Source organism: Enterobacter cloacae (genome assembly GCF_013375935.1).
GTDB classification, from domain to species: domain Bacteria; phylum Pseudomonadota; class Gammaproteobacteria; order Enterobacterales; family Enterobacteriaceae; genus Enterobacter; species Enterobacter pasteurii.
On record NZ_CP056117.1, the window covers coordinates 1,549,658 to 1,568,581 of the forward strand.

At 56.7% G+C, this 18,924-nt stretch carries 16 protein-coding genes; 7 read left to right on the top strand and 9 right to left on the bottom strand.

Translation table 11 applies throughout. From position 1 onward, the window contains the following. Positions 1-85 precede the first annotated feature (85 nt). The 9 genes from prmA to HWQ14_RS07395 all read right to left on the bottom strand — a co-directional run bounded on the left by prmA (position 86) and on the right by HWQ14_RS07395 (position 7,953). Entirely contained in the window at positions 86-967 is an 882-nt protein-coding gene (gene prmA / locus HWQ14_RS07355; protein WP_148422318.1) for a 50S ribosomal protein L11 methyltransferase, read from the bottom strand. Positions 968-978: 11 nt separating this feature from the next. After that, entirely contained in the window at positions 979-2,430 is a 1,452-nt protein-coding gene (gene panF / locus HWQ14_RS07360; protein ID WP_148422350.1) for a sodium/pantothenate symporter, read from the bottom strand. Then, the gene (locus HWQ14_RS07365) at positions 2,420-2,662 is read right to left on the bottom strand and encodes a YhdT family protein (RefSeq protein ID WP_022649569.1); all 243 of its coding nucleotides are present in this window, start codon (positions 2,660-2,662) and stop codon (positions 2,420-2,422) included. Before HWQ14_RS07365 ends, panF begins: the two co-directional genes overlap by 11 nt. A gap of 108 nt (positions 2,663-2,770) precedes the next feature. Next, entirely contained in the window at positions 2,771-4,120 is a 1,350-nt protein-coding gene (gene accC, locus HWQ14_RS07370; protein WP_003860388.1) for an acetyl-CoA carboxylase biotin carboxylase subunit, read from the bottom strand. 10 nt (positions 4,121-4,130) lie between these two features. Then, positions 4,131-4,592: an acetyl-CoA carboxylase biotin carboxyl carrier protein gene (gene accB / locus HWQ14_RS07375; protein WP_010436174.1), complete on the bottom strand. Its 462-nt coding sequence runs from the start codon at positions 4,590-4,592 to the stop codon at positions 4,131-4,133. Between the two features lie 21 nt (positions 4,593-4,613). Next, entirely contained in the window at positions 4,614-5,066 is a 453-nt protein-coding gene (gene aroQ / locus HWQ14_RS07380; RefSeq protein WP_176609357.1) for a type II 3-dehydroquinate dehydratase, read from the bottom strand. A gap of 233 nt (positions 5,067-5,299) precedes the next feature. Further along, a complete protein-coding gene (msrQ, locus tag HWQ14_RS07385; RefSeq protein WP_176609358.1) occupies positions 5,300-5,899 on the bottom strand; it encodes a protein-methionine-sulfoxide reductase heme-binding subunit MsrQ in 600 nt (199 codons plus the stop codon). Next, entirely contained in the window at positions 5,900-6,901 is a 1,002-nt protein-coding gene (msrP, locus tag HWQ14_RS07390; protein ID WP_176609359.1) for a protein-methionine-sulfoxide reductase catalytic subunit MsrP, read from the bottom strand. Between the two features lie 77 nt (positions 6,902-6,978). Next, a complete protein-coding gene (locus HWQ14_RS07395) occupies positions 6,979-7,953 on the bottom strand; it encodes an MDR family oxidoreductase (RefSeq protein WP_176609360.1) in 975 nt (324 codons plus the stop codon). Between the two features lie 184 nt (positions 7,954-8,137). Between HWQ14_RS07395 and csrD the strand changes: the two genes are divergently transcribed. The 7 genes from csrD to yhdP all read left to right on the top strand — a co-directional run bounded on the left by csrD (position 8,138) and on the right by yhdP (position 18,878). Continuing rightward, positions 8,138-10,078 (top strand): RNase E specificity factor CsrD, encoded by a 1,941-nt coding sequence (gene csrD, locus HWQ14_RS07400; RefSeq protein ID WP_176609361.1) that lies wholly within the window; start codon positions 8,138-8,140, stop codon positions 10,076-10,078. A gap of 282 nt (positions 10,079-10,360) precedes the next feature. Further along, positions 10,361-11,404 (top strand): rod shape-determining protein MreB, encoded by a 1,044-nt coding sequence (gene mreB, locus HWQ14_RS07405; protein ID WP_000913396.1) that lies wholly within the window; start codon positions 10,361-10,363, stop codon positions 11,402-11,404. A gap of 62 nt (positions 11,405-11,466) precedes the next feature. After that, entirely contained in the window at positions 11,467-12,483 is a 1,017-nt protein-coding gene (mreC, locus tag HWQ14_RS07410) for a rod shape-determining protein MreC (RefSeq protein ID WP_003860400.1), read from the top strand. Then, complete coding sequence (mreD, locus tag HWQ14_RS07415; RefSeq protein ID WP_003860402.1) at positions 12,483-12,971, top strand: rod shape-determining protein MreD; 489 nt, start codon at positions 12,483-12,485, stop codon at positions 12,969-12,971. Before mreC ends, mreD begins: the two co-directional genes overlap by 1 nt. A gap of 9 nt (positions 12,972-12,980) precedes the next feature. Beyond that, a complete protein-coding gene (locus HWQ14_RS07420; protein ID WP_176609362.1) occupies positions 12,981-13,574 on the top strand; it encodes a Maf family protein in 594 nt (197 codons plus the stop codon). After that, a complete protein-coding gene (gene rng, locus HWQ14_RS07425; RefSeq protein ID WP_063450998.1) occupies positions 13,564-15,033 on the top strand; it encodes a ribonuclease G in 1,470 nt (489 codons plus the stop codon). Before HWQ14_RS07420 ends, rng begins: the two co-directional genes overlap by 11 nt. Before the next feature lie 44 nt (positions 15,034-15,077). Then, positions 15,078-18,878, top strand: a complete 3,801-nt coding sequence (yhdP, locus tag HWQ14_RS07430) for an AsmA2 domain-containing protein YhdP (protein ID WP_176609363.1) — start codon at positions 15,078-15,080, stop codon at positions 18,876-18,878. Positions 18,879-18,924: the final 46 nt, after the last annotated feature.

Genomic DNA, 18,924 nt, shown 5'->3' on the forward strand with positions numbered 1-18,924 from the left:
TTGTAGGGGTATTTTATCGGGGAAGAGACGAGGGCGGGAGAAAAATCGTAGGGGAAAGGCGTGGTCAGAGGACCACGCCAGACGCTTATTTTTTACGACCGGTAATGCGGCACCACTCTTCTTTCTCGACCACCGGGTCGAGGGTAAAGCGATCCGCGTAGGCTTCGCAGACGCTTTCTGCCTGGCTGGCAAGGATACCGGAAAGCCCCAGCAGGCCGCCCTCAACCGGCAGTACGCTGATTAACGGCGCCAGTTCGCGTAGCGGGCCAGCCAGGATATTGGCGACCACCACATCGGCTTTCATGGCCTCTGGCTGCGCGTCGGGCAGGTACAGCTCAAGGCGATCGGAAACGCCGTTACGCTCGGCGTTATCGCGGCTGGCCTGAATGGCCTGCGGATCGATGTCGATCCCGATGGCTTTTGCGGCTCCCAGCTTCAGCGCCGCGATAGCGAGGATCCCGGATCCGCAACCGAAGTCGATCACGGTTTTGCCTTCCAGATCCAGACCATCCAGCCATTGCAGGCACAGGGACGTGGTCGGGTGAGTACCGGTTCCGAACGCCAGACCCGGATCCAGCATCACGTTGACCGCGTTTTCATCGGGAACGTCGCGCCAGCTTGGGCAGATCCACAGGCGCTTGCCAAACTGCATCGGATGGAAGTTATCCATCCACTCGCGCTCCCAGTCTTTGTCTTCGAGCTGTTCGATTTTATGCGCGAAGCCTGCGCCCAGCAGCGGATGGTTTTCCAGTATTGCCACCACCTCTTTCATGTCGGTTTCTGCATCAAACAGGCCGATAACGTCGGTATCGCCCCACAGGCGTGTTTCGCCCGGCAGCGGCTCAAAGACCGGCGTGTCATGCGTGTCCTGGAAGGTGATAGAGACCGAACCGGCCTCCATCAGCGCATCACTCAGTTCTTCGGCGTTGGCGCCGGTTGTGTTCAGTTTTAATTGGATCCACGGCATGGCAAAACTCTTTATTTATCAGTAGAAATCAGGACAGTTTGCGGAAGCGGGCGACCGAAACGGTTTCCCACCACAAACGCCAGTAAACTTAACAGTAACGAAGGCACAATGGGATGGAAGCCCAGGTACTGCACGTTAAGCGTGGCGAGAACGGCATACAGAACGCCCCCGACGATCATGCCGCTCAACGCGCCCGCGGCATTCGCTCGCTCCCAGTACAGGCCCAGCACCAGCGGCCACAGGAATACGGCTTCCAGCCCGCCAAAGGCGAGCAGGTTCAGCCAGATGATCATCTCCGGTGGACGCCACGCGGCGAGCAGCAGCAGCGCCCCGAGCGCCAGCGTAATGACGGCCGACATCCGCTTCAGACGTCGCTCATTCTCGACCTGCTCAGGGCGCAGGTTAAGATAGAGATCTTTAATGATCGTAGCGGAACTTTGCAGCAGCTGAGCGTTGATTGTCGACATAATAGCCGCCATTGGCGCGGCCAGGAAAATCCCGGCGGCAAACGGCGGAAGCACTTTCACCATCAGCGTCGGAATGACCAGATCCGGCACGGTAAGGTCAGGGATCACCGCCCGCCCCAGCGCGCCCGCCAGGTGCATGCCAAACATCAGGATCGCCACCACAATCGTTCCGATAATAATCCCCCGGTGCACGGCTTTGCTGTCTTTATAAGAGATGCAGCGCACGGCGGTGTGCGGCAGGCCAATAACCCCAAAGCACACCAGCACCCAGAACGAGGTCATAAAGGTTGGGGAGAGAATATCATCCGCCCCCTGCGGCGAGATCAGTTTCGGGTCGATCGCTTCCAGGGTTTCAACCGCATGGCTCAGGCCACCTGCGGCATGAACGATGCCCACCAGCAGAACGATGGTGCCAATGAGCATGACCATTCCCTGCATGGTGTCGTTCAGCACGCTGGCGCGGAACCCGCCAAACGCGGTATACAACGCGATGCTGACGCCGAAGATAATCAGACCCGTCTCGTAGGGGATCCCGGCCGCCGTCTCCAGCAGACGCGCGCCGCCGATAAACTGCACCGTCATTGCCCCAATAAAAGCCACCAGCAGGCTCAGGCTTGCCAGCCATACCAGCAAGCGGCTCTGATAGCGGGCAAACAGCATATCGTTCAGCGTCACGGCATTATAGCGGCGCGCCAGAATGGCAAACTTTTTACCCAGTATGCCAAGAGAGAGCCAGATGGCGGGAAGCTGGATCATTGCCAGCAGTACCCAGCCCAGACCGTACTTATAGGCGGCTCCGGGGCCACCGATAAACGAGCTGGCGCTGATGTAGGTGGCGGTCAGCGTCATGGCCAGCACCACGCCACCCATCGAGCGGCTGCCGAGAAAATACTCGTTCAGGAAGGTGCCGGTCGAGCGTTTACGCATCGCATAAACCGACAGGCCAAACACCAGGAACAGGTAAGCGATAAGGGGCAGAATGACTTCAAGCTGCATCATCGTCCTCCAGTGAAATATCGCGATAGATGAATTTCACCATCGCCCAGCACAGCACGATAAACACCAGCGGCAGCAGCAGGCAGGCCATTTCGAACCAGTGCGGGAGGCCGGTTATGCCGATAGCGGAATCAGGTAAGTAAGCAGTTACTAACCATGCAGCAAGATAGAGAAGGGTCAGCCACAGCGCCCAGCGCGCTTCTTTATGGGCCTGAACAAAACGTTTGTCCATTTTTTGTCCCTTGTGGATGAAGAAAGCGGGGATTGTACATGATGGGGCCTGGCGATCCCCAGAAATAAAAAAGGCCGGATTATCCGGCCTTTTAGCAACACAGGTCTCTTACTTCTCGTTCAGACCCAGTTTTTTCTCCAGGTAGTGGATGTTAGTCCCACCATTCTGGAAGTGCTCGTCGCTCATAATGCGCATCTGAAGATCGACGTTGGTTTTAATACCGTCGATGATCAGCTCCTGCAGGGCGTTTTTCATGCGGGCAATTGCCACGTCACGGTTTTCGCCGTAGCAGATAAGCTTACCGATCATTGAGTCATAGTACGGCGGTACGGTGTAACCGGCGTAGATATGGGACTCCCAGCGCACGCCAAAGCCACCCGGCGCGTGGAAACGCGTGATTTTACCCGGGCTTGGCAGGAAGGTATTCGGGTCTTCGGCGTTGATACGGCATTCAACCGCATGGCCTTTCACCACAACTTCTTCCTGTTTGATGGACAGAGGCTGGCCGGCTGCGATACGCAGCTGTTCTTTGATCAGGTCAACGCCGGTGATCATTTCGGTAACCGGGTGTTCAACCTGAATACGGGTGTTCATCTCAATGAAGTAGAACTCACCGTTTTCGAACAGGAACTCAAAGGTACCCGCCCCGCGATAGCCGATATCAACACACGCTTTGGCGCAACGCTCGCCGATGTAGCGACGCAGTTCCGGGGTAATGCCCGGCGCTGGCGCTTCTTCGACGACTTTCTGGTGACGGCGCTGCATGGAGCAGTCACGTTCTGCCAGATAGATCGCGTTACCCTGACCGTCAGCCAGCACCTGAATTTCGATGTGGCGTGGGTTTTCCAGGTATTTTTCCATGTACACCATGTCATTGCTGAAAGCCGCTTTCGCTTCCGCTTTGGTCATGGAGATGGACTGCGCCAGTTCAGCATCGCTGCGCACAACGCGCATACCGCGACCGCCGCCGCCGCCGGACGCTTTGATGATCACCGGATAGCCAATGCGTTTAGCATGGGCACGGTTAGCATCCATATCGTCGGTCAGAGGGCCGTCAGAACCTGGTACGGTTGGAACACCGGCTTTTTTCATTGCGGTGATTGCAGACACTTTGTCACCCATCAGGCGAATAGTGTCGGCTTTCGGGCCGATGAAGATAAAGCCAGAACGTTCAACCTGCTCGGCAAAGTTGGCGTTCTCTGAGAGGAAACCATAACCCGGATGAATCGCGACCGCGCCAGTAATTTCGGCGGCGCTGATGATCGCCGGGATGTTCAGATAGCTTTTTACGGACGGAGCCGGGCCAATACAGACCGTCTCATCCGCCAGCAATACGTGTTTTAAATCGCGATCCGCGCTTGAGTGCACGGCCACGGTCTTGATGCCCAGTTCTTTACAGGCACGAAGAATACGCAGTGCAATCTCGCCACGGTTGGCGATAACAATTTTATCCAGCATGTTCGCCTCGTTACTCGATGACGACCAGCGGCTCGTCAAATTCTACCGGCTGACCACTTTCGACCAGGATCGCTTTCACAGTACCTGATTTGTCTGCTTCGATCTGGTTCATCATTTTCATGGCTTCAACGATGCACAGGGTATCGCCTACGTTGACTTTCTGACCCACTTCGATGAACGCTTTCGCGTCCGGGCTCGGGGTGCGGTAGAAAGTACCAACCATTGGGGAACGTACGATGTGACCACTGATTTCTGCTGCAGCCGCAGGTGCCGCTTCTGCTGCTGGTGCGACGGCTGCGGAGAGCGCAGGCTGTTGCACTGGCGCAGCATAGGCTTGCTGCATTACCGGGAAGCTAGCGGCTGGGGCTGCACGACTGATGCGTACAGACTCTTCGCCTTCAGAAATTTCCAGTTCGGAGATGCCTGATTCTTCAACCAGCTCGATCAGTTTTTTAATCTTACGAATATCCATGAGTGGGTTCCGTACTCTTGTTTAGTGTGATTGTGACAAGCGTTTTACCGCTGTCTGTAAAGCGTATGAATAGCCGTCTGCACCCAGCCCACAGATAACGCCAGCGGCGATATCCGACAGGTAAGAATGGTGGCGGAACGGCTCTCGGGCGTGCACGTTGCTCAGGTGGATCTCGATAAACGGGATACTCACCGCGAGCAGTGCGTCGCGAATAGCTACACTGGTGTGCGTAAACGCGGCCGGATTGATCAGGATATAGTCCACAGAGTCTTTAGCCTGATGAATACGGTCGATGATTGCGTACTCCGCATTTGACTGAAAATGGTCCAAATCCACATTCAGCGATCCTGCTTCCGTACCCAGACGGTTAACAATTTCGCCTAATGTTAGCGTGCCATACTTCTCTGGCTCACGGGTGCCGAGCATGTTCAGGTTCGGTCCGTTCAAAACTAAGATTCGGAATTTCTCCGCCATTGTGTCGCTATCTCCTGCGATTCTCGGGTAAAAACCAAAATATACCTTCGAAACGCGAAAGTCACCTGATGACTTTCCTAAAATTCATTCAGGAAAACCAAAGTCGCACATTATAACGATTTCGTAGCATTTGGCAGCTAAATACTGGTCTTATCAGGGAAGATTATCAACCGCTATCCGAAAAAGATTCGCGGTTGATAAATAATCTGCGGGAAAACGCACAATTTCGCGAACTATCGCAGCCACTGGCGGAACTTCTTGTAACGCCACGCTAAAAGGGCCAGTGCCAGCAGGGCGTAGATGACCGGTTGAGGGGATAAAATCTTCACCGACCACAGGTAATGAATGGGGGCGAGGATCGCGACAAGATAGACGAAATTATGCAATAGCTGCCAGCGCCTGCCCAGCTTTCGCTGCGCATATTGCGTTGAGGTCAGCGCCAGCGCCAGTAAAACCAGCCAGCTGACAACGCCGAGCGTCAGATACGGACGCGTAATCAGCTCGCTGCCTAACAGTGCCAGATTATTAATGCCCAGTTCCAGCAGCGCATAGCTGGTAAGGTGCAGCGTCGCCCAGGCAAAACACCATAGCCCCAGTAACCGGCGAGTGCGTATCAATAATGGCTGTTTAGCGTAACGCGCCAGCGGCGAGACGAGCAAGGATGCCAGCAAAAATTTCAGAGCCATCCGACCCGTAAAATGCTGGATATCTTTTGCCGGATCTGCACTGAACTGCCCCTGACTGGCTGCCCAAAAGAGCCAGAGAAAGGGCAGCAACCCCGCCAGGTGCAGGAGCACTTTCAGCCAGGTTATCTGTTTTGCAGTCAAACGCACCTAGAAGTTCTCCCGTAAATTCAGCCCACGGTAAAGCGACGCGACGTCATCCGCATAGCCGTTAAACAGCAGGGTTGGCTGGCGCTTAACGTCCAGCGCGCCGCCGGAACCGATAAAACGCTCCGTCGCCTGCGACCAGCGCGGATGGTCAACGCGCGGGTTAACGTTGGCAAAAAAACCGTACTCGTTGGGCGCCGCCAGGTTCCACGTGGTTGGCGGGCGTTCGCGGGTGAGCTTGATGCTGACGATCGACTTAATGCCTTTGAAACCGTATTTCCACGGTACGGTTAAGCGAATGGGGGCCCCGTTTTGCGGCGGCAGCGCTTTACCGTAAACCCCTACGGTTAACAGCGTTAGCGGATGCATGGCTTCGTCGAGACGTAACCCTTCCACATAGGGATACTCCAGCCCGCCGCCGATAAACCGATCCTTCTGGCCCGGCATCTCGTCCGGGGCGTAGCGCGTCTGGAAGGAGACATATTTCGCATTGCTGGTGGGCTCAACCAGCGCCAGCAGTTTATGCAAAGGGAAGCCGACCCAGGGCACCACCATTGACCAGGCCTCCACGCAGCGCATACGGTAAATGCGTTCTTCGAGGGGAAAGCGTGTGGTGAGGTCGTGATGATCGAGGGTCAGCGGCTTTGCCACCTCGCCGTCAATTTTGAGGGTCCACGGATCGGTTTTCATGCTGCCCGCGTTGGCGGCCGGATCGGCCTTATCGAGACCAAATTCATAAAAGTTGTTATAGCCGGTGACCTTATCTTCCGGCGTCAGCGTCAGCTTATTTTGCCACCGGGCGGGTTTGGTGAAGTCGAGCGGTGCGCCGGAGGGCGCTTTCGGACGATCGTTGCCCTTAAACCAGTCGAGCAGGTCGGCGTGGGCCGCAGGCGTAAGCGTCAGGGCGGTAGCGCTGATGCCAAGCATCTTCAGGATCTGGCGGCGCTGTAGCATAAAGACAGATTCAGACGTTACGTCGGCTTCCGTCAGTTTTCGGGTTTTCATGGCATCCTCCGTCGGGCGTTTTTCTAAGCATGACGGAGGAGGTGGTTTAGCGCGAATATGTCACGAAAATTTGAAGATTAGGCAATTTTGACCAGCGCGCGGCCGTGGAACTGGTTGTCCATGATTTTATTCGCGAACTCCGGCGCCTGGCTCAGGGTAATCTCGGTGGCGCTCCGATCGTAGAACGAGGCCGGCAGATCCTGCGCCAGACGCTCCCAGGCTTCCGCGCGCCGCTCGGCTGGAGTCATAACCGAATCGACGCCCTGAAGACGCACGTTACGCAGGATAAATGGCATTACCGTTGTCGGCAGAGCAAAGCCGCCCGCCAGCCCACAGGCTGCCACGCAGCCGCCATAGTTCATCTGTGCCAGCACCTTCGCCAGGACTTTGTCACCGACGGTATCAACCGCTCCCGCCCAAACCTGCTTTTCCAGCGGGCGCGTTTCGGCAAACTCGTCGCGGCCGAGGATGCGGCTTGCGCCCAGCTGGCGCAGATAGTCGTGGGTGCTTTCGCGGCCAGAGACGACGGCGACCTGATATCCCAGCTTGTGAAGAAGCGTGACGGCCGTGCTGCCCACGCCGCCGCTGGCGCCGGTCACAACAATTTCGCCGGATTCAGGGCGGATACCCGCCTCTTCCAGCGCCATCACGCAGAGCATGGCGGTAAAGCCAGCCGTGCCGACGATCATCGCTTTGCGGCCGTCCATACCTTTCGGCATGGGTACCAGCCAGTCGCCCTTCACGCGAGCCCGTGCCGCCAGCCCGCCCCAGTGGTTTTCGCCCACGCCCCAGCCGGTGAGCAATACCTCCTGCCCGGCATGAAAACGTGGATCTTCACTCGCGTGCACGCGGCCCGCAAAATCGATGCCCGGCACCATCGGGAAATTTCGGATGATTTTACCTTTTCCCGTGATGGCCAGCGCGTCCTTATAGTTCAGGCTGGACCAGTCGATATCAACGGTCACGTCGCCTTCCGGCAGGCGGCTCTCCTCGATAGCTTGTACCGAGGCAACGGTTTTGCCGTCCTGCTGTTCTAAGATCAAAGCCTGCATAGGGGGTCCTCACCAGGTTTAGTAATGGGAAAATATGTTCCGAAGACTATACTCGCTCAATGAAACTCAGTGCCGATTTAACGCAATAAATTGCCAGATACATCAGGTTTGGTAGTATGCCGCATTTGAAATGCAAGTTAGCGCTCACTTGCTACCCCTTTCAACCCACGGAGTAATCTCAAGGATGCGATTAACGACGAAGTTCTCAGCTTTTATCACCTTGCTGACAGGGCTGACCATATTTGTCACGCTAATTGGCTGCTCTCTGAGTTTTTATAACGCCATTCAGGACAAGCTGATAAATCGGGTTGAATCGGTGGCATCGGTTATTGATACCCGCCTCATTACGACGTCCTTCCCGGCGCTTTCGCGCGAGCTGGATGAGTTAATGGTGCCGGTAGATATCGTCAAAATCGACATTAAGCAGGGGAAGCAGACCGTATTTAGTCATACCCGGCAGGGCAGCTATCGGCCAGCCGGCACGGTAGATCAGTATCGGGACGTAACGGTGCACTCCCTTAAGCATCCTGGAATGTCGATTCATATGACCTATCAGGATCCGATGAGCAACTATCTGCGCTCGCTCATGACCACCGCACCGCTAACCATCGCCGTTGCCTTTATCGTACTGCTGATTTTCCTCGCCGTTCGCTGGCAGCGTCGCCAGCTTTCCGGTCAGGAACTGCTGGAGACACGCTCCGTACGGATACTCAATGGTGAACGCGGCCCGCAGGTGCGGGGGTCGGTATATGAATGGCCGTCACGTACCAGCAGCGCGCTGGACGTGCTGCTCTCAGAAATCCAGTTTGCCAGCGATCAGCGTAGCCGTATGGACACGCTGATCCGCTCCTACGCCGCGCAGGATAACAAAACGGGCCTCAACAACCGTCTCTTCTTTGATAATCAGCTGGCTACGCTTCTTGATGACCCTGAAAAGGTGGGCACGCACGGCGTGGTGATGATGATTCGCCTGCCCGATTTCGACCTCCTGCGCGATACGTGGGGACAGCGCGTGGCGGAGGAGAATCTCTTCACGCTGATTAACCTGCTGTCGACCTTTATCATGCGCTACCCCGGGGCGTTACTGGCACGCTATCACCGCAGCGATTTCGCCGTCTTACTGCCTCACCGCACGTTAAAAGAGTCTGAAAGTATCGCCAGCCAGCTTCTGAAGGCCGTCGATGCGCTGCCGCAGAGCAAAATGCTCGACCGAGACGACATGGTGCATATGGGCATCTGCGCATGGCGCGGCGGCCAGTCGACGGAGCAGGTCATGGAGCATGCGGAAGCGGCCACGCGTAACGCCGTGTTGCAGGGGGCGAACGGCTGGGCGGTCTATGACGATACGCTGCCGGAAAAAGGGCGCGGTAACGTGCGCTGGCGAACGCTGATCGAGCAAATGCTGAGCCGCGGTGGACCGCGCATTTACCAGAAACCGGCGGTCATGAGAAATGGTCACGTTCATCACCGAGAGCTGATGTGCCGTATTTTTGATGGGGCGGAGGAGGTTATTTCCGCTGAGTATCTGCCCATGGTGCTGCAATTTGGCTTATCTGAAGAGTACGACCGTCAGCAAATCTCCCGCCTCATCCCGTTTTTATCGTACTGGCCTGAAGAAAATCTGGCTTTACAGGTGACCGTCGAGTCGCTGATTCGCCCGCGCTTCCAGCGCTGGCTGCGCGATACGTTAATGCAGTGCGAAAAATCGCAGCGTAAACGCATTATTTTTGAACTTGCAGAGGCAGATGTTGGTCAACACATCAGCCGGTTGCGCCCGGTGGTGCGATTAATCAATGCGCTGGGGGCTCGCGTCGCGGTCACGCAGGCGGGTCTGACGCTGGTGAGCACCAGCTGGATCAAGGAGCTGGATGTTGAATTATTGAAGCTGCATCCTGGTCTGGTCAGAACGATTGAAAAACGCACGGAAAACCAGCTGCTGGTACAGAGCCTGGTGGAAGCGTGCAAAGGAACGCAAACGCAGGTATTTGCCACAGGCGTACGTTCACGCAGTGAATGGCAGATGTTGAAAGAGCGCGGCGTAGCGGGCGGTCAGGGGGATTTTTTTGCCGCCTCTCAGCCGCTTGACACCAACGTGAAAAAATATTTGCAAAGATACTCTGTTTGACCTGCCGTTTACTTTGTTTTCACGTAGAATATCGCGCCTGTAGCTTTGAGTACGACGAGCATAAAAGCCAGTGAACGACCTTTAGTGGGTTACAAGTGAAAGTGAGGGACGCTGCTGTTTACTCAGCCCTGAGGGATTCAGGGGATGAATTTGTAACAAAGGAAACGTGCTGCACTAATTTTCACCGTAGCAGACGATTTTTGCGCCTTGTCGCTGCTGCGTGTGGTTGGTAAAGTAAGCGGATTTTGTTTTCCGCCCCAGCTTTCAGGATTATCCCTTAGTATGTTGAAAAAATTTCGTGGCATGTTTTCCAATGACCTGTCCATTGACCTGGGTACCGCGAATACCCTTATTTATGTTAAAGGACAAGGCATCGTATTGAATGAGCCTTCCGTTGTGGCCATTCGTCAGGATCGTGCCGGCTCGCCAAAAAGCGTGGCCGCAGTCGGTCATGATGCGAAGCAGATGCTGGGCCGTACTCCGGGCAACATCGCCGCGATCCGCCCAATGAAAGACGGTGTTATTGCTGACTTCTTCGTGACTGAAAAAATGCTTCAGCACTTCATCAAGCAGGTTCACAGCAATAGCTTCATGCGCCCAAGCCCGCGAGTGCTGGTGTGTGTGCCCGTTGGCGCAACGCAGGTAGAACGCCGCGCAATCCGTGAATCCGCGCAGGGCGCTGGTGCACGTGAAGTGTTCCTGATTGAAGAACCGATGGCGGCGGCAATTGGCGCGGGCCTGCCGGTTTCTGAAGCAACCGGTTCTATGGTGGTGGATATCGGTGGCGGTACCACTGAAGTGGCCGTTATCTCCCTGAACGGCGTGGTGTACTCCTCTTCCGTGCGTATCGGCGGTGACCGTTTCGACGAAGCCATCATCAATTACGTTCGCCGTAACTACGGCTCTCTGATCGGTGAAGCAACCGCAGAGCGTATCAAGCATGAAATCGGTTCTGCTTACCCGGGTGACGAAGTGCGCGAGATCGAAGTTCGCGGCCGTAACCTGGCAGAAGGCGTTCCACGCGGCTTTACCCTGAATTCCAACGAAATCCTGGAAGCGCTGCAGGAGCCGCTGACCGGCATCGTGAGTGCGGTGATGGTTGCGCTGGAACAGTGCCCGCCAGAACTGGCCTCCGATATCTCCGAGCGCGGTATGGTTCTGACTGGTGGTGGTGCGCTGCTGCGTAACCTCGACCGCCTGTTAATGGAAGAGACAGGTATTCCTGTCGTAGTTGCAGAAGATCCACTGACTTGCGTCGCCCGTGGTGGTGGCAAGGCGCTGGAAATGATCGACATGCACGGCGGCGACTTGTTTAGCGAAGAGTAGTCGGGTGTGAGAGGGTAGCAATTTGCTACCCTTTCTCTCTGACGCGAGAATACGCATAGCCTATGAAGCCAATTTTTAGCCGTGGCCCGTCGCTACAGTTTCGCCTGATCCTGGCGGTTCTGGTGGCGCTCGGGGTCATTATTGCCGATAGCCGCCTCGGTACGTTCAGCCAGATCCGAACGTACATGGATACCGCCGTCAGTCCTTTCTACTTTATATCAAATGGTCCCCGTGAACTGCTCGACTCCGTGTCGCAAACGCTCTCATCGCGTGACCAGCTCGAACTCGAAAACCGTGCGTTACGCCAGGAACTGCTGCTGAAAAACAGCGAATTGCTGATGCTGGGGCAATATAAGCAGGAAAACGCGCGTCTGCGTGAACTGCTTGGCTCGCCGCTGCGCCAGGATGAACAGAAAATGGTCACCCAGGTGATCTCCACCGTTAACGATCCGTACAGCGATCAGGTGGTGATTGATAAAGGCAGCGTGAACGGCGTATACGAAGGTCAGCCCGTTATCAGCGATAAAGGCGTTGTGGGCCAGGTCGTGGCGGTAGCCAAACTGACCAGCCGCGTGCTGCTGATTTGTGATGCCACCCATGCGCTGCCGATTCAGGTGCTGCGTAACGACATCCGCGTGATTGCCGCCGGTAACGGCTGTACGGACGATCTGCAGCTGGAACATCTGCCCGCCAACACGGACATCCGCGTGGGCGACGTGCTGGTGACATCCGGGCTGGGCGGCCGTTTCCCTGAAGGTTACCCGGTTGCGGTTGTCTCTTCCGTGAAGCTCGATACTCAGCGTGCCTACACCGTTATTCAGGCGCGTCCAACGGCCGGACTGCAGCGACTGCGCTACCTGCTGCTGCTGTGGGGTGCCGATCGAAACGGCGCTAACCCGATGACGCCGGAAGACGTGCATCGCGTGGCGAACGAGCGCCTGATGCAGATGATGCCGCAGGTGCTGCCTGCGCCTGACGCGATGGGGCCACCTGCGCCCGTACCGGCTCCGGCGACAGGCTTAACGCAGCCGCTGCCGGATGCGCCGCCACCGCCGCAAGTCTCGGGTGGAGGGCAGTAGTGGCAAGTTATCGTAGCCAGGGGCGCTGGGTAATCTGGCTCTCATTTCTCGTTGCACTGCTGCTGCAAATCATGCCCTGGCCGGACGACATCCTCGTTTTCCGGCCAAACTGGGTATTGCTCATTTTGCTCTACTGGATCCTTGCCCTGCCGCATCGCGTAAATGTCGGCACAGGTTTTGTGATGGGTGCCATACTGGATCTGATCAGCGGCTCTACGCTTGGCGTGCGCGCCTTATCCATGAGCATTATCGCGTATCTTGTTGCACTCAAATTCCAGCTCTTTCGTAACCTTGCGCTCTGGCAACAGGCGCTGGTGGTGATGTTGTTGTCGCTCGCTGCGGATATCGTTGTTTTCTGGGCAGAGTTTTTAGTGATCAACGTCTCTTTCCGACCGGAAGTGTTCTGGAGTAGTGTAGTAAACGGTGTGCTCTGGCCGTGGCTGTTCCTGCTGATGCGTAAAATCCGCCAGCAGTTTGCCGTGCAATAAAAGGTTTCTATGACGTCTCTGTATCTTGCCTCCGGTTCTCCGCGTCGCCAGGAACTGCTCGCGCAGTTGGGCGTGTCCTTCGAACGCATCGTTACCGGTATTGAAGAAAAACGCGCTGAGGGCGAAAGCGCTCAGCAGTACGTTTCCCGTCTGGCGCGCGAGAAAGCGCAGGCGGGCGTTGCCTGTGTGCCGCGTGACCTGCCGGTGCTGGGTGCAGACACCATCGTTATTCTTAATGGTGAAGTGCTTGAGAAACCCCGCGACGCGGCCCACGCGGCGCGGATGCTGCGCAAAATGTCCGGACAAACGCATCAGGTGATGACGGCGGTGGCGCTGGCGGATAGCCAGCACGTGCTGGATTGCCTGGTGGTTACGGAAGTGACGTTCAGAGTCCTCACCGACGAGGAGATCGCCAGCTATATCGCTAGCGGTGAACCTATGGATAAAGCAGGTGCATACGGTATTCAAGGGTTGGGTGGCTGTTTTGTCAGGAAGATAAATGGCAGCTATCACGCCGTAGTCGGCTTACCGCTGGTGGAAACGTATGAGTTGCTGAGCAATTTTAACTCACTGCGTGAGGGAAGGGATAATTATGACGGCTGAATTGTTGGTAAACGTAACGCCATCGGAAACCCGTGTGGCCTACATTGATGGTGGCATTCTTCAGGAAATCCATATTGAGCGTGAAGCGCGGCGCGGAATCGTAGGCAATATCTACAAAGGTCGTGTCAGTCGTGTACTACCGGGTATGCAGGCGGCTTTTGTAGATATTGGGCTCGATAAGGCGGCGTTTTTACATGCCTCCGATATCATGCCGCACACCGAATGCGTGGCAGGCGAAGAGCAAAAACAGTTTGCCGTGCGCGACATCTCTGAGCTGGTGCGTCAGGGCCAGGATCTGATGGTGCAGGTGGTGAAAGATCCGCTGGGCACTAAAGGCGCGCGTCTGACCACCGACATCACCCTGCCTTCACGCTACCTGGTGTTTATGCCGGGCGCGTCGCACGTTGGCGTCTCACAGCGTATCGAAAGCGAAAGCGAGCGCGAGCGCCTGAAAAAGGTGGTTAGCGCCTACTGCGACGAGCAGGGCGGCTTTATTATCCGTACCGCGGCTGAAGGGATCAGTGAAGACGATCTGGCCTCTGACGCGGCCTACCTGAAGCGCGTCTGGACCAAGGTGATGGAGCGTAAAAAACGCAACCAGACCCGCTATCGGCTTTACGGTGAGCTGGCGCTCGCCCAGCGCGTATTGCGTGATTTTGCCGACGCCCAGCTTGACCGCATCCGCGTGGACTCCCGCCTGACGTACGAAGCCTTGCTGGAGTTCACCGCCGAATACATCCCGGAAATGCCGGGTCTGCTGGAGCATTACACGGGCCGCCAGCCGATATTCGACCTTTATGATGTTGAAAACGAAATTCAGCGCGCGCTGGAGCGTAAGGTTGAGCTGAAATCGGGCGGTTACCTGATCATCGACCAGACCGAAGCGATGACCACCGTTGATATCAACACCGGCGCGTTTGTCGGCCATCGCAACCTTGATGACACCATCTTCAACACCAACATCGAAGCGACGCAGGCCATTGCGCGCCAGCTTCGCCTGCGCAATCTGGGCGGCATTATCATCATCGACTTTATCGATATGAATAATGAAGATCACCGCCGTCGCGTGCTGCACTCGCTGGAGCAGGCGCTGAGTAAAGATCGCGTGAAAACCAGCATCAACGGCTTCTCGCAGCTGGGTCTGGTGGAAATGACCCGGAAACGGACCCGCGAAAGCGTGGAACATGTGCTCTGCAATGAGTGTCCAACCTGCCATGGACGCGGAACGGTAAAGACGGTGGAGACGGTCTGCTACGAAATCATGCGTGAGATTGTGCGGGTTCATCACGCCTACGACTCGGACCGTTTTCTGGTCTATGCTTCCCCTGCTGTGGCGGAGGCCCTGAAAGGGGAAGAGTCGCACGCGCTGGCGGAAGTGGAAATCTTTGTCGGCAAACAGGTAAAAGTGCAAATTGAGCCGCTCTATAACCAGGAGCAGTTTGACGTCGTAATGATGTAAGCGCAGTTTTCGCTGCGAGAATAAAGGCTGACAAGGAGAGACGCGTGAGGCGATTGCCGGGGATTTTACTGCTTACAGGGGCAACGCTGGTCGTGATTGTCGCGTTGCTCGTGAGCGGGCTGCGTCTCGCCTTACCGCACCTGGACAGCTGGCGTCCGCAGATCCTGGCCAAAATCGAATCCGCCACCGGAATGCCGGTGGACGTGAGCCACATCGAAGCAAGCTGGCAGAACTTCGGCCCGACGCTCGATGCGCGGGATATCAGTGCCGGCCTGAAAGATGGCGGCCATCTTAAAATCAAACGCGTCACCCTGGCGCTGGACGTCTGGCAAAGCCTGCTGCATATGCGCTGGCAGTTTCGCGATCTCACCTTCTGGCAGCTACAGCTAATAACCAACACGCCGCTGCGAAGCGGTGACGGCAATCAGGGGCTGGAAGCCAGCCGTATCAGCGATCTCTTCCTGCGTCAGTTCGATCACTTCGATCTACGCGACAGCGAAGTGAGCTTTATTACCCTTTCCGGGCAGCGCGCTGAGCTGGCTATCCCGCAGCTGACATGGCTTAACGGGAAAGATCGCCACCGCGCCGAGGGACAGGTGAATCTCTCCAGCCTGAACGGGCAGCACGGCGTTATGCAGGTGCGGATGGATCTGCGCGACGACAACGGCCTGCTGAACAACGGCAGGGTCTGGCTACAGGCGGACGACGTGGATGTGAAGCCGTGGCTGGGGGAATGGCTGCAGCAAAACATGCAGCTCGAAACCGCGCGCTTCAGCCTCGAAGGCTGGATGACGCTGACAAACGGCGCGTTCGCCAGCGGAGATATCTGGCTGAAGCAGGGGGGCGCGAGCTGGAAAGGGGAACGCCGTCAGCATCAGCTCTCCGTCGATAACCTCACCGCGCACGTTACGCAGGAAAAAGGCGGCTGGCAGTTCGCTATTCCCGACACGCGGATATCCATGGATAACAAACCCTGGCCGCGCGGCGCGCTGACGCTGGCGTGGATGCCGGAGCAGGACGTGGGCGGGATAAGCAGTAAACGCAGCGACGAGCTGCGTATCCGCGCCAGTAACCTGGACCTGACGGCGATCGAAGGGCTGCGTTCAATGGCGGCAAAACTCTCCCCGGAGCTGGGCGAAATCTGGCTGGCGACGCAGCCGAGCGGGCAGATAAACCGGCTGGCACTGGATATTCCGCTACAGGCTACGGAAAAGACACGCTTCCAGGCGTCATGGAAAAACCTCGCGTGGAACCAGTGGAAACTGCTGCCGGGTGCTGAACACTTCAGCGGCAAGCTGGAAGGAAGCGTGGAGAACGGCAGGCTGACGGCAGAAATGCATGACGCCAACATGCCGTACGAAACGGTCTTTCGAGCACCGCTGGAAATCGAAAAAGGCAACGCTACGCTCAACTGGCTGAAGAATGGCAACGGTTTTCAGCTGGATGGCCGCGACATCGATGTAAAAGCCAAAGCGGTACATGCGCGCGGAAACTTCCGTTATCTACAGCCTGAAGGCGATGAGCCGTGGCTGGGTATTCTGGCGGGCATCAGCACCGATGATGGTTCGCAGGCGTGGCGCTACTTCCCGGAAAACCTGATGGGCAAGGCGCTGGTGGACTACCTCAGCGGCGCCATTCAGGGCGGTCAGGCTGATAACGCCACGCTGGTCTACGGCGGTAATCCGCACCTGTTCCCCTATAAACATAACGAAGGCCAGTTCCAGGTGCTGGTGCCGCTGCGCAACGCCACCTATGCCTTCCAGCCGGGCTGGCCCGCGCTGAAAAATCTGGATATCGAACTCAACTTCCTGAATGACGGCCTGTGGATGAAGACCGACAGCGTTGCGCTGGGCGGCGTGACCGCCAGCAACCTGACGGCAAACATCCCGGATTGCTCCAAAGAGAAATTGCTGATTGATGCGGATATTCAGGGGCCGGGTAAAGCGGTTGGTCCGTACTTTGAGGAAACGCCTCTGAATGACTCCCTGGCAGCTACCCTTCAGCAGCTACAGTTAGATGGCGATGTGAATGCTCGCTTACATCTGGATATTCCCCTCGACGGCGAGATGACTACCGCCAAAGGCGACGTGCGCCTTAACAACAACAGCCTCTATATCAAGCCGCTGGACAGCACCCTGAAGAACCTCAGCGGACAGTTCAGCTTTGTTAACGGCAATCTGAAAAGCGAGCCGCTGAAAGCGACCTGGTTTAATCAACCCGTCAATATCGATTTCTCCACTACCGAGGGCGATAAAGCCTATCAGGTGGCGGTAAATATGGACGCGAGCTGGCAGCCGTCACGCATGAATGTTCTGCCGAAGCCGATTGAGAACGCGGTGGACGGTGCGGTGTCATGGAATGGCAAGGTCGCCATCGACCTGCCTTATCACGCCGGGGCGCGCTACAGCGTCGATATCACCGGCGACCTGAAAAATCTCAGCAGCCAGCTTCCCGCGCCGCTGAATAAGGAAAGCGGTGAACCACTGCCTGTTAACGTAAACGTTGCGGGTAACCTCAACAGCTTTAATTTAACCGGTAACGCTGGCGGAACGAACCACTTTAACAGCCGCTGGCTGCTCAGCCGCAAGCTGACGCTGGACAGGGCGATCTGGACGACGGACAGCCGAACCCTGCCGCCGCTGCCGGAGCAGGCGGGTGTTGAGCTGAACCTCCCGCCGCTGGACGGCGCGCAGTGGCTGGCGCTGTTCCAGAAAGGGGTAGGACAAAACGTCGATCAAACGGCGCAGTTCCCGCAGGCCATCACCTTGCGCACGCCGGCTTTGACGCTGGGGGGGCAGCAGTGGAATAACCTGAGTATTGTTTCCCGGCCAGTGGCTAACGGCTCGCGCGTGGAGGCGAAGGGGCGGGAAATTAACGGCACGTTGACGATGCGCGATAACGCCCCGTGGCAGGCGGCAATTCGCTATCTCTATTACAACCCGACCTTTGCGGCAGCTAACGCCCAGCCGACGACTGCCTCGCCGCTGAGTGGCTCCACGCGCGTGGATTTCAGCGGCTGGCCCGATCTCCAGCTTCGCTGCGCGGAGTGCTGGCTGTGGGGGCAAAAATATGGCCGTATCGACGGTGATTTTGCTATTAAGGGCCATACGCTGAGCCTCTCCGGTGGGCTGGTGGATACTGGCTTTGGACGCCTTACCGCCGCAGGCGAATGGGTAAATAAACCGGGTGAACAGCGCACCTCGCTGAAAGGGGATATTAAAGGGAACAAGCTCGATGCCGCGGCTAATTTCTTCGGTATCAGCACGCCGCTTCGCGGATCGTCCTTCGATGTAAATTACGATCTGCACTGGCGCGCCGCGCCGTGGACGCCGGATGAGGCCTCGCTCAACGGTATTCTCAGAACCCGCTTTGGTAAGGGTGAAATAGCCGATGTCAGCACCGGTCATGCGGGGCAGATATTGCGCCTGCTGAGCTTTGACGCGTTGCTGCGCAAGCTGCGCTTCGATTTTAGCGACACCTTTAACGAGGGTTTCTATTATGACTCCATTCGCTCAACGGCCTGGATCAAGGATGGCGTTATGCATACCGACGATACGCTGGTGGACGGCCTGGAAGCGGATATCGCCATGAAAGGGTCGGTGAACCTCGTGCGTCGTGAGCTGGATATGGAAGCGGTCGTCGCCCCGGAAATTTCAGCCACCGTGGGCGTGGCGACGGCTTTCGTGGTCAACCCGATTATCGGTGCAGCGGTATTTGCCGCCAGCAAAGTGCTGGGGCCGCTATGGAGCAAAGTCTCGATTCTGCGCTACCGCATTACGGGCCCAATCGATAAACCGCAGATTAATGAAGTGCTGCGCCAGCCGCGCAAAGAAGCACAGCAATGATTTGACGTGGGCAGGTAATTGCCTCACTCTCAATAAATACGATCTT